The sequence below is a fragment of the Streptomyces sp. NPDC048142 genome, assembly GCF_043202835.1.
GTDB lineage: Bacteria > Actinomycetota > Actinomycetes > Streptomycetales > Streptomycetaceae > Streptomyces.
Genome location: NZ_JBIDBC010000019.1, coordinates 140390 through 153445 on the forward strand (window position 1 = coordinate 140390; position 13056 = coordinate 153445).

The 13056-nt window shown below is 69.3% G+C and carries 4 protein-coding genes and 1 tRNA gene; 1 reads left to right on the plus strand and 4 read right to left on the minus strand.

Annotated features, from left to right (window positions below; all coding sequences use genetic code 11):
- Positions 1 to 292: 292 nt before the first annotated feature.
- From ACGF2Y_RS23425 to ACGF2Y_RS23435, 3 genes are all read right to left on the minus strand, one after another.
- The gene (locus tag ACGF2Y_RS23425; RefSeq protein WP_392950680.1) at positions 293 to 3130 is read right to left on the minus strand and encodes a DNA translocase FtsK; all 2838 of its coding nucleotides are present in this window, start codon (positions 3128 to 3130) and stop codon (positions 293 to 295) included.
- Positions 3131 to 3247: 117 nt separating this feature from the next.
- The gene (locus tag ACGF2Y_RS23430; protein WP_392950682.1) at positions 3248 to 3931 is read right to left on the minus strand and encodes a two-component system response regulator; all 684 of its coding nucleotides are present in this window, start codon (positions 3929 to 3931) and stop codon (positions 3248 to 3250) included.
- A 244-nt stretch (positions 3932 to 4175) separates the two neighbouring features.
- Entirely contained in the window at positions 4176 to 9629 is a 5454-nt protein-coding gene (locus ACGF2Y_RS23435; RefSeq protein ID WP_392950685.1) for a HAMP domain-containing protein, read from the minus strand.
- Positions 9630 to 10029: 400 nt separating this feature from the next.
- Between ACGF2Y_RS23435 and ACGF2Y_RS23440 the strand changes: the two genes are divergently transcribed.
- Entirely contained in the window at positions 10030 to 12657 is a 2628-nt protein-coding gene (locus ACGF2Y_RS23440) for a SpoIIE family protein phosphatase (protein WP_392950687.1), read from the plus strand.
- A 62-nt stretch (positions 12658 to 12719) separates the two neighbouring features.
- Here the strand turns inward: ACGF2Y_RS23440 and ACGF2Y_RS23445 are convergent.
- A tRNA-Thr gene (locus ACGF2Y_RS23445) sits at positions 12720 to 12792 on the minus strand.
- Positions 12793 to 13056: the final 264 nt, after the last annotated feature.

The following is a 13056-nucleotide window of genomic DNA, read 5'->3' on the forward strand; positions in this document are numbered from 1 at the left end:
TCGAGCGTGAGCCACCTGCTGGATGTTCAGTCTAGAGCGGGTACGAAAGGGAGGGGCAACCGGGAGGGACGACTTTGTACGCCATCGGGTTCGCCGGACGGCCCCGCCGCCGGCTCCGGGGCGGAGCGGGGACGGAGCACAGCCCCGATCGAGGACTGGTCAACCTGTAGTGGGCCGAACGGGGTGGGAATACGGGTGGGGTGACGAGGAAGCGAGCAGCGGGGAGGAGCACGGTTCCGTCCCTCCCTTCAACTGGACGTACGACCGTACGAAACGGTTGCCCACAAAACCTTTACGGAGCGGATTCCCCGCGGATGACGGCCAACACCCCGTCGAGTTCCTCGGGTTTCACCATGACGTCGCGCGCCTTGGAGCCCTCGCTGGGTCCGACGATGTTGCGGGACTCCATCAGGTCCATCAGCCGGCCCGCCTTCGCGAAGCCGACCCGGAGCTTGCGCTGGAGCATCGAGGTCGATCCGAACTGGGTGGAGACGACCAGCTCGGCGGCCTGACAGAGCAGGTCCAGGTCGTCGCCGATGTCCTCGTCGATCTCCTTCTTCTGCTTCGTCCCCACCACGACGTCGTCCCGGAAGACCGGGGCCATCTGGTCCTTGCAGTGCTGGACGACGGCGGCGACCTCGTCCTCGGTGACGAACGCTCCCTGCATACGGGTGGGTTTGTTGGCCCCCATCGGGAGGAAGAGCCCGTCACCCTTGCCGATGAGCTTCTCGGCGCCGGGCTGGTCGAGGATGACCCGGCTGTCGGCGAGGGAGGAGGTGGCGAAGGCGAGCCGGGAGGGCACGTTGGCCTTGATCAGACCGGTCACCACGTCGACCGAGGGTCGCTGGGTGGCGAGCACCAGGTGGATGCCTGCGGCGCGGGCCAGCTGGGTGATGCGGACGATCGAGTCCTCGACGTCACGCGGGGCCACCATCATCAGGTCGGCCAGCTCGTCGACGATCACCAGCAGGTACGGGTACGGGGACAGCTCCCGCTCGCTGCCCTCGGGCGCCTTGCACTTGCCGTTGCGCACCGCGTGGTTGAAGTCGTCGATGTGCCGGTAGCCGAAGTTGGCGAGGTCGTCGTAGCGCAGGTCCATCTCCCGCACGACCCACTGGAGCGCCTCGGCGGCCTTCTTGGGGTTGGTGATGATCGGGGTGATGAGGTGGGGGATGCCCTCGTACGCGGTGAGCTCGACGCGCTTGGGGTCGACGAGGACCATCCGCACGTCGTCCGGGGTGGCCCGCACCATGATCGAGGTGATCAGGCAGTTGATGCAGGAGGACTTGCCGGAGCCGGTGGCGCCGGCGACCAGGACGTGGGGCATCTTGGCGAGGTTGGCCATCTCGTAGCCGCCCTCGACGTTCTTGCCGAGCGCCACGAGCATCGGGTGGTCGTCCTCCGCGGCGTCCGCGAGGCGCAGCACATCGCCGAGGTTGACCATCTCCCGGTCGGAGTTGGGAATCTCGATGCCGACGGCGGACTTGCCCGGGATCGGCGAGATGATCCGCACGTCCGGGCTCGCCACGGCGTACGCGATGTTCTTGGCCAGGGCCGTGATCTTCTCGACCTTCACGGCCGGGCCGAGCTCGATCTCGTACCGGGTGACCGTCGGGCCCCGGGTGAAGCCGGTGACCGCGGCGTCGACCTTGAACTCGGAGAAGACGTTGGTCAGCGAGGCCACGACGACGTCGTTGGCGGCGCTGCGGGTCTTGCCCGGTCCGCCGCGCTCCAGCAGGTCGAGCGAGGGCAGCGAGTACGTGATGTCGCCGGACAGCTGGAGCTGCTCGGCGCGGGCGGGCAGACCCTCGGAACGCTCCGGTGCGGGTTTGGTCAGGTCGGGAACGGTACCGGACCGGCCGGACGCGTCACCGGAACGGTCACCGCCGGTCGCCCCGTCGGCGTCCTCGGACCGGTCCGGCCGGCGGCGCCCCGCCCCGGTCCTGCCCGCTGCGTGCCGCTCGGCCTCGCGGGCGCCGGGGACGGGCGTCCCGGTGCGCTCCCGGTCCACGGAGACGCCCTGGGTCAGGTCGGCGACGATCGGCGAGGGCGGCATGCCGTTGAGCACGGCCCCGTCGAGTGCGGCGGCAGCGGCGGCCGCGACGTCCACCGCGTCCAGCGGCCGGTTCATCGCGGGCTGCACGGGAGGCCTGCGGGGCCTCCTGCGCTTGGTGAGCGCTTCCGCCTCGGCCTGGTCGTGGTCGTGGAGCGGGTCCGCGTCCGTGCGCCGCGCACCGCGTCGGTGGGGCCGCTCGGGCAGCGCCTCGCGCCACTGTTCGTCGTAGCGCTCGTCGTCGTCCTCGTACCCCTCGTACCCCTCGGGTGCCGGTTCCACGATGCCGAGGCGGGCGCCGAGCTGACGCAGCCGCTGCGGAATGGCGTTGACCGGGGTGGCGGTGACGACGAGGAGCCCGAACACCGTCAGCAGGAGCAGCAGCGGTACGGCGAGCACCTCGCCCATCATGAAGATCAGCGGCTTGGAGGCGGCCCAGCCGACCAGCCCGCCCGCGTCCTGCATCGCCTCGGTGCCCGCGTCCCGGCCCGGCGAACCACAGGCGATGTGGACCTGGCCGAGGACCCCGATGACCAGGGCGGACAGCCCGATGACGATGCGTCCGTTGGCCTCGGGCCGCTCCGGGTACAGGATCAGCCGCACCGCCATCGCGCCCAGCAGTATCGGCGCGAGCAGATCGAGTCGGCCGAAGGCCCCGGTCACCAGCATCTCGACCAGGTCGCCGACCGGTCCCTGGAGATGGGACCAGGTGCCCGCGGCGACGATCAGGGCCAGGCCGAGCAGCAGCAGCGCGAGCCCGTCCTTGCGGTGGGCGGGGTCAAGTCCCTTGGCTCCACGCCCTATCGAGCGGAACACTGCGCCGACACCGTGCGCCGACCCGAGCCAGACCGCCCGCACCAGCCGGTAGATGCCCCCGGTGGGTGACGGTGCGGGTTTGGGCGCGGGCTTCTTGGCCGCCGCCTTCTTCGCGGGAGCCTTCTTCGCGGGAGCAGCCGACTTCTTCGGCGCGGTCTTCTTGGCGGGCGCGGCTTTCTTCGCCGGGCCCGGGGTACGGCCGACGCGCTTCGCGGTGCCCGCCGTGCCCTGGGAACCCTTGCCGGACGTACGTGAGGCCATGGTGCCGAGGTTACCGCCGTCGTCGCCCGTGAACACGTTCGCCTACGGGTTCACCCGACCGTGTCGCCTTCGGACGGCGGGGAACTGACGTCTCCTCACGGCGGAGGAGCAAGGGTGTCAGCTCTGTGCGGGCAGCACGCCCGCGCCCCCGCCGGTGCCCGGCTCCAGCGCGTCGAGCGCGCGACGCAGGCCGGTCAGCTTGCGCTCCAGGTGGGCGGCCGTGGCCACCGCGGCAGCGTCCGCCGATTCGTCGTCGAGCTGCTTGGAGAGCGCTTCCGCCTGCTCCTCGACCGCCGCGAGCCGCGCGGAGAGTTCGGCCAGCAGACCGGTCGGCTCCCTCTCGTGCTCGCCGCCCGTGTGGCCGTCGCCCTCCAACTGGAGCCGCAGCAGCGCGGCCTGCTCGCGGAGCTTGCAGTTCTTCATGTATAGCTCGACGAAGACCGAGACCTTGGCGCGCAGCACCCACGGGTCGAACGGCTTCGAGATGTAGTCCACCGCACCGGCCGCGTAGCCGCGGAAGGTGTGATGCGGACCGTGGTTGATCGCGGTGAGGAAGATGATCGGGATGTCCCGGGTCCGCTCCCGCCGCTTGATGTGCGCGGCCGTCTCGAAACCGTCCATGCCCGGCATCTGGACGTCCAGCAGAATGACCGCGAAGTCGTCCGTGAGCAGCGCTTTGAGTGCTTCCTCCCCTGACGATGCCCGGACCAGTGTCTGATCGAGCGCAGAGAGGATGGCCTCCAGCGCCAGCAGATTCTCCGGCCGGTCATCGACCAGGAGGATCTTGGCCTTCTGCACCATGGCCCGTCCTCCTCGCCCCGGAAATACGCCGGGTGCCGCCCCAGGGGACGACTCCCTTACGCCGTCCGTCCTTGTGCCGGTCATGGTAGCCGCACCTCGCCCGTCACCACACCCTGTCACCGCGATGTCACTGTGCACATACCCCAAACGCGGTGGGGGACCAGAAGGTTCCCCGAACGCAGTGCGTTCACACCCGTTCGAGCACAGTCGGTCAACAACTCACATCGATTCATTCAACCCTCGATCACTCTCCGTGCATCCACTGCTCCATCACCGCGAGCAGGTGATCAGGATCGACCGGCTTCGTCACATAGTCGGAAGCTCCGCAATCGATGGCCTTCTCCCGGTCACCCTTCATCGCCTTCGCGGTGAGCGCGACGATCGGCAGTCCGGCGAACTGCGGCATCCGCCGGATCGCGGTCGTCGTCGCATAGCCGTCCATCTCGGGCATCATGATGTCCATCAGCACGACCGCCACATCGTCGTGCTGCTCCAGCACTTCGATGCCCTCGCGGCCGTTCTCCGCGTACAGCACCGCCAGTCCGTGCTGCTCCAGCACGCTGGTGAGCGCGAAGACATTGCGGATGTCGTCGTCGACGATGAGCACCTTCTCACCGCGGAAGCGGAATGTCCGCCGGGGCTCCGGCTCCTCCGCCGCCCGGTCCTGGACCTGACTCCCGTCCTGACTCCCCTGCACCCACCCCTCCTGCTCCGGGGCGCTCCCGGACGTGGTGCGGCCGGCCGACAACGCGGGCCTGCGGGCCGCGTCCCCCAGGGCCTTGCGCCGCCGGCGGAACGTCCCCGCGGAGTTGGCCGGGTCGCCGAACGGAGCCGACTGCCCCGGCGACTGCACATGCACCGTCCCGCCCGCGCCGCCCAGCACCTCGGCGGATCCGGAACCCACCGGGGGGTAGCCCTGGGGCGGCAGCTCGGCACGGTGCAACGGCAGGTACAGGGTGAAGGTGGAACCACGTCCCGGCTCGCTCGCCGCGTGGATCTCGCCGCCGAGCAGCCGTGCGATCTCCCGGCTGATGGAGAGGCCGAGGCCGGTGCCGCCGTACTTCCGGCTCGTCGTACCGTCCGCCTGCTTGAACGCCTCGAAGATCACCAGCATCTTGCTGGACGCGATCCCGATCCCGGTGTCGGTGACCGAGAACGCGATGAGATCAGCGTCCGCGTCCCGCAGCGAACCCGCCTCCAGCAAGTGCTCCCGGATCGCGTTGGGCACATCGGCGCCGGCCGGCCTGATCACCAGTTCCACAGCACCGCTGTCGGTGAACTTCACCGCGTTGGACAGCAGGTTGCGCAGCACCTGCAGCAGGCGCTGCTCGTCGGTGTGCAGTGTCGCGGGAAGCTCCGGCGACACCCGTACGGAGAAGTCGAGCCCCTTCTCCGCGGTGAGCGGGCGGAAGGTCGCCTCCACGTAGTCGACCAGCTGGACCAGCGCGATCCTGGTCGGGCTGACGTCCATCTTGCCCGCCTCGACCTTCGACAGGTCGAGGATGTCGTTGATCAGCTGGAGCAGGTCGGAACCGGCCCCATGGATCGTCTCGGCGAACTCCACCTGCTTCGGCGAGAGATTGCCCTCGGCGTTGTCCGCCAGCAGCTTGGCCAGGATCAGCAGCGAGTTGAGCGGCGTACGCAGCTCGTGCGACATGTTCGCCAGGAACTCGGACTTGTAGCGCATCGAGACCGCGAGCTGCTCGGCGCGCTCCTCCAGCACCTGCCGCGCCTCCTCGATCTCGGTGTTCTTCACCTCGATGTCGCGGTTCTGCTGGGCCAGCAGCTCGGCCTTCTCCTCCAGTTCGGCGTTGGACGCCTGGAGGGCCTTCTGCCGGTTCTCCAACTCCTTCGAGCGGTCACGCAGTTGCTCGGCCAGCTCCTGCGACTGCTCCAGGAGCTTCTCGGTCTTGGTGTTGACGCTGATCGTGTTGACGCTCGTCGCGATCATCTCGGCGAGCTGGTTGAGGAAGTCCCGCTGGATATGCGTGAACGGCTGGAAGGAGGCCAGTTCGATCACGCCGAGGACCTTGCCCTCGAAGAGCACCGGCAGCACGATCACATGCGCCGGAGGAGCCTCACCCAGTCCGGAGGAGATCTTCAGATAGCCCGGCGGCACGTTGTCCACCTGGATCGTCCGCTTCTCCTCGGCCGCCGTCCCGATGAGCGTCTCACCGGGCCGGAAGGACGTCGGCATCGAACCCGCGGAGTAGCCGTAACTCCCTCGCATCCGCAGCTCGTACGCGCTGGCCGCACCGTCGTCCGGACCCACCTCGTCCGAGTCGCCCGCGGCCATGGCCAGGAAGAACGCACCGTGCTGCGCCGAGACCACCGGCGTCAGCTCACTCATGATCAGCGAGGCCACGTCGTCCAGATCGCGGCGGCCCTGCATCAGACCGGAGATCCGGGCCAGGTTGCCCTTCAGCCAGTCCTGCTCCTTGTTGGCGAGAGTGGTGTCACGCAGGTTCGCGATCATCGTGTTGATGTTGTCCTGAAGAACCTGGATCTCGCCGGCCGCGTCCACATCGATCTTGAGGTTCAGATCGCCGCGGGTCACCGCGGTGGCGACGGCCGCGATGGCGCGGACCTGGCGGGTCAGGTTCCCGGCCATCTCGTTCACCGACTCGGTGAGGTCGCGCCAGGTGCCGTCGACGTCCCGCACCCGCGCCTGACCGCCCAGCTGCCCCTCGGTACCCACCTCACGGGCGACCCGGGTCACCTGCTCCGCGAACGAGGACAGCTGGTCGACCATCGTGTTGATGGTGTTCTTCAGCTCCTGGATCTCACCCCGGGCGTCGATGTCGATCTTCTTGGTCAGGTCGCCCTTGGCGATGGCCGTGGTGACCGTGGCGATCTGCCGCACCTGACCGGTCAGGTTGGAGGCCATCGAGTTCACGGACTCGGTGAGGTCCTTCCACGTACCGGCGACTCCCGGCACCCGGGCCTGGCCGCCCAGCTCGCCCTCCGTGCCCACCTCGCGGGCCACCCGCGTGACCTCGTCGGCGAACGAGGACAGGGTCGTCACCATCGTGTTGACGGTGTCGGCCAGCTCCGCGACCTCGCCGCGCGCCTCCACGGTGACCTTCTTCGTCAGATCACCGTTGGCGACCGCGGAGGAGACCCGGGAGATGTTCCGTACCTGGCTGGTCAGATTGTTGGCCATCAGGTTGACGTTCTCGCTGAGGTCCTTCCAGATACCGGTCGCCCCGCGCACCCGCGCCTGACCGCCGAGAATCCCCTCGGTGCCCACTTCACGGGCCACCCTGGACACCTCGTCGGCGAAGTTCAGCAGCTGGTCGACCATCGTGTTGACGGTCGTGACCAGTTCGAGGATCTCGCCCTTGGCGTCGACGGTGATCTTCTTGGAGAGATCGCCCTTGGCGACCGCGGTGGTGACCTCGGCGATGTTGCGCACCTGGAGGGTCAGGTTGTTCGCCATGCCGTTGACGGACTGGGTGAGGTCCTTCCACGTACCGGACACGCCCTGGACCTCGGCCTGACCGCCGAGGATGCCCTCCGTACCCACCTCGCGGGCGACCCGCGTCACCTGCTCCGCGAAGTTGGACAGCTGGTCGACCATCGTGTTGAGGGTGTTCTTCAGCTCCAGGATCTCGCCCCGGGCGTCCACGTCGATCTTCTGCGACAGATCACCGCGCGCCACCGCCGTGGCGACCTGCGCGATGTTACGGACCTGAGCGGTCAGGTTTCCCGCCATCCCGTTCACCGAATCGGTGAGATCACGCCACACTCCGGCCACACCGGGCACCTGCGCCTGACCGCCGAGCCGCCCGTCCGTGCCCACCTCCCGGGCCACCCGGGTGACCTGGTCGGCGAAGGCGGACAGCTGGTCGACCATCGTGTTGATGGTGTTCTTCAGCTCCAGGATCTCGCCCCGGGCGTCCACGTCGATCTTCTGCGACAGGTCACCCCGCGCCACCGCCGTCGTCACCTGGGCGATCTGCCGCACCTGGGACGTGAGGTTCCCGGCCATGAAGTTGACGGAGTCCGTGAGCTCCTTCCACGTACCCGACACACCGTCCACGCGCGCCTGACCGCCGAGGCGGCCCTCGGTGCCCACGTCCCGGGCCATCCGCGTCACCTGGTCGGCGAAGCTGGACAGCTGCGCCACCATCGTGTTGACGGTGTTCTTCAGCTCCAGCATCTCCCCGGCCACGTCCACGGTGACCTTCTGCGACAGATCACCGTTCGCGACCGCGGTGGTGACCTGCGCGATGTCGCGGACCTGACCGGTCAGGTTGCGGAACGCGGTGTTCACCGAGTCGGTGAGGTCCTTCCAGGTCCCCGCCGCGCCCGGCACCTCGGCCTGGCCCCCGAGCCGGCCCTCGACGCCGACCTCGCGGGCGACGCGGGTCACCTCGGAACCGAAGGACTGGAGCTGGTCCACCATCGTGTTGACGGTGTTCTTCAGCTCCAGCATCTCCCCGGCCACGTCGACCGTGACCTTCTGCGACATGTCACCGCTGGCCACCGCCGTCGTGACCTGCGCGATGTCGCGCACCTGCGTCGTCAGGTTCCGGAAGACCGTGTTCACCGAGTCGGTGAGGTCCTTCCACGTCCCCGCCGCGCCCGGCACCTGCGCCTGACCGCCGAGCAGCCCTTCGCCACCGACCTCGCTCGCCACCCGCGTCACTTCGTCCGCGAAGGTGCGCAGTGTCTCGGTCATCTGGTTGATCGTCTCGGCGAGCTGCGCGACCTCGCCGCGCGCGCTCACCGTGACCTTCTGCGTCAGGTCACCGCTGGCGACCGCCGTCGTCACCTCCGCGATGCCGCGCACCTGGGAGGTGAGGTTGCCCGCCATCGTGTTGACGGAGTCGGTGAGGTCCTTCCACACGCCGGCCACACCCGGCACGGTCGCCTGACCACCCAGCTCGCCCTCCGTGCCGACCTCACGGGCGACGCGCGTCACCTCGGAGGAGAACGAGGACAGCTGGTCGACCATCGTGTTGACGGTGTTCTTCAGCTGGAGCATCTCACCGGCCACGTGGACGGTGACCTTCCGCGACAGATCGCCCTTGGCGACCGCCGTCGTCACCAGCGCGATGTCCCGCACCTGGGCCGTCAGCCGGTACGCCATGGTGTTCACGGAGTCCGTGAGGTCCTTCCAGGACCCGGACATGCCGCGCACCTGCGCCTGCCCGCCGAGCTTGCCCTCGGTGCCCACCTCGACGGCGACCCGGGTCACCTGCTCGGTGAAGACCGACAGCTGGTCGACCAGGTTGTTGACCGTACGGGCGACCTTCAGGAACTCGCCCCGCAGCGGCCGGACCGTCTCGTCCGTCGTGTGCGACCGCAGCTCCATCCGCTGCTCCAGATCACCGTCGGCGACCGCCGACAGGACCCGGCCCACTTCGGAGACCGGTCGCGCGAGATCGTCGACGAGCTCGTTGGAGGCGTCGATCGCGGCGGCCCAGGAACCCTCGCAGGCGCCCGTCTCCAGCCGCTCCGTGAGCTTGCCCTCCCGCCCGACCACACGCCGTACGCGCGCCAGCTCACCGGTGAGATGAAGGTTCCGGTCGGCGACCTCGTTGAAGACCGCCGTGATCTCCGTCATCACGCCGTCGCCGGAGACGGTGAGCCGCCGGCGGAAATTGCCGTCGCGCATCGCCATGAGGCCCGCGAGCACTCTGTTCAGAGCCGCCGCGTCCACTTCGACGGTGCCATTGCGCTGCTTTTTCACGGACTGTCCGCCTTTTGTACGCGCCTGAGAACCCTGCGCCGCCACGCCAGACTCCACCGTGTCCCTCCCGCAGGGGTTGACCGTTTCACTCGGGCCTATCCGGAAGCTTGCCCAGTTCCACTTTGGCTCACCGCCACTGCACACCGTCAATGGGCGACCGGGCGGACGTCAAATCGTTGCAACGTACCAGGCCGGAACCAGTCGGCGGGCAACCTGTCGCGGTTGCCCGCCATCCCTTGCACCGGGAGTCCATACTTGGGCACCCGCGCACCGCTGCCGGAGCGTCCTGTCCCGAACTCGGCCCTCGTGTACCCGGCACCCTTGACGAACGTCTAGCCTGGCAGGCGAGTCGAAGCGGCGATAAACGGGCACAGGACTCGGGGAAGCGACGAGACACCATATGGGGAGTGCTGTGATCACCGCGCGCGCGGCCGCCACCTTCGAACCGGTCGGGCGCTCAGTCGCGACCGCCCGTGCCTTCGTCCGGGACACGCTCCAGGGGTGGGGCTACAACGATGTCGTCGACGACGCCGTCGTCCTCACCAGTGAGCTCGTGACCAACGCCGTCGTGCACGCGGGGACGGCGGCGGACGTGCTGTGCCTGCGCACCGCGGACGGCGTCCGTGTCGAGGTGTCCGACCACTACCCGGAACGCGAGGTCCCGCTCCAGAGCAACGGCCTCGACTTCGGCAGCCCCGACCGCGAGAACGGCCGCGGTCTGCTGCTCTGCGCCGCCCTGGCCTCACGCTGGGGCGTCGAGTACTCCCCCACCCGTAAACACGTCTGGTTCCAGCTGGACCTGCCCGACCGGCCGGTGGGCATCCGGTCCGCGGGCCCGGTCCTGCCCACCTCGCTCCTGCCCGTCACCGACCAGCGGGTCCGGGTCGCCGTCGTCCAGATCGACAGCACCGGCGCGATCAGTGCGTGGAACGACGACGCCACCTACGTCTTCGGGCACACCGCGGAACAGGTCACCGGCAAGCAGTTCACCGACTTCGTGGCCTGGCCGCACACCCCGGGGACCAATACCGGCATCGCCGACGCCCTCCAGCTCTCCCGTTGGGAGGGCAGCTACGGCATCCGCGGCGCCGACGGCCGGACCATCGCCGTTTACTCCTCGCACCTGCGGGTCCGCGACACCGACGGCGAACCCTCCACGGTCTGCCTCCTCGTCCGCGACGACGAGCGCGCCGTGCTCCAGTCGCCCGTCCGCGCGCCGGTCACCGACTCCTCGGCCGACAACCGCACCGCGGACCCGTTCGAGGTCTTCATCGGCTCCCCGGCCCCGGACGACCTGGACAGCCTTCTCCAGCGGACGGTCGAGCGGGCACGCGACATGCTCGACGCCGACGCGGCGTTCCTCCTGCTCGCCACGGACGACGAGACGGAACTGGAGGTCCGCGCCACGACGGGCCTCCCCTCGGCCCGCCAGCGCTTCGCCCGGGTCCCCGTCGAAGCCGGGACGGGACGCTACGGCTCCGCCCGGATGCCGGCGGTCCACGAGGACCTCGCCGCCGTCCCCGGTGCCGTCCCCCTGCTCGCCGACACCGGGATGCGCTCGGTCGTCACGGTGCCGCTGAAGGTCGAGGGCCGCCTCACCGGCTCCCTCGGCGTCGCCGCGGAACGCGCGGGCCGCTATTCCAACGAGGAGGCCCTGCGCCTCCAGTTCGCGGCGGACCGCATCGCGCTCGCCGTGGAGTCCGCCCGGCTCGGCGAGCTGGAACGGCTGCGCCGCGGCTCCCTGTCCTTCCTCGTCGAGGCCTCCGACCTGCTGGCCGGCACGCTCGACCGGGACCAGACCCTGGCGCTCATGGCCCAGATGACCGTCCCGACGCTGGCCACCTGGTGCGCCGTCTACACGATCGCGGACCAGTCGTCCGAGCCGTACCTCTCCTACGTGCTCCACGAGGACGAGGACCTCATCGACGGGCTCAAGGCCCTGCTCTCCAAAATCGCCCCGCCGGATCCGGTACCGACCCCGGGCGCCCGGGGCTGGGCCGCCCCCTCGGAGGCCGGTCACCGTGCCGCGCTGAGCACCTCGACCCGCAGCCTGCAGCACGACGCGCCCCTGAGCATGAGCACGGCCACCCGCACCACGCTCGCCACGGCGCAGGCCGTCGGCGGCGAGACGGTGGTCCTGCCGCTGGTCGCCCGCAACCGCGTGATCGGCATGCTGACGCTCGGCAAGCCCTCGGACGACCACTTCCGTCAGGAGATCCTGGAACTGGCCGAGGACCTGTCCCGCAGGGCCGCCCTGGCCCTGGACAACGCCCGTCTGTACTCGGAGCGCATGGCGATCAGCCAGTCCCTCCAGCGCAGCCTGCTGCCCCCGGGTCTCCCCGACGTGCCGAACGTCGAGATCGAGGTCATCTACCGTGCCGCGGGCGAGGGCAACGAGGTCGGCGGCGACTTCTACGACGTCTTCACGATCAGCGACGGCGCCTACGGCTTCGCCATCGGCGACGTGTGCGGTACGGGGCCCGAGGCCGCCGCCGTCACGGGCCTGGCCCGTCACGCGCTGCGCCTGCTCGCCCGCGAGGGCTTCGGCGGCCCCGCGGTCCTGGAGCGCCTCAACGCGGCGATCCTCGACGAGGGCGCCCGCAGCCGCTTCCTGACCCTTCTGTACGGCGAGCTGTGGCCCCAGGAGGACGGCAGCGCCCTCCTGAAGGTCGTCTGCGCCGGCCACCCGCTGCCGCTGCGCCTGCGCCAGGACGGCTCCGTCGAGGCCGCCGCGGAGCCGCAGCCCCTGCTCGGCGTCATCGAGGACCTCGATCTGTACGAACAGGAGGTCGTCCTCAACCCGGGTGACGTCCTGCTGTGCGTCACGGACGGCGTCACCGAACGCCGCGAGGGAACCCGCATGCTGGGCGACGACGGCCTGGCGGACGTCCTGTCGACCTGTACGGGCCTGACGGCCGGAGCGGTCGCCTCACGCATTCTGCGGGCCGTGGAACGCTTCGCGGCCGAGCCGGCCTCGGACGACATGGCGATCCTGGCCATGCGCGTCCCGGAGCCGCCTCTCGTCTGACTCCAATGACTCCAACGCGAAAGGCCCCCGCCGGCTGGCGGGGGCCTTTCGTCTTTCCTCTGAGCCCCAATGCGGAATCGAACCGCAGACCTTCTCCTTACCATGGAGACGCTCTACCGACTGAGCTATTGGGGCCTCGCTGCGCTGTGGCAACGAGGTAAACCATACACGGGATCCGGAGATGCTCATAATCGCGGCCGGCCCCGGGCTCGCGGCGCTTCAGCGACTCCTAGGCAGGCCATGGGCAGGCCATGCCGATCTCGACCCGTCTGGTCACCCCGGTGTAGCCCCCGGACCGCACGGGAAAAGGGCCCGGGAACGCAGAAAAGCCCCGCACCAAAAGGTGCGGGGCTTTCCCGGAAAAATTGTTCGGCGGCGTCCTACTCTCCCACAGGGTCC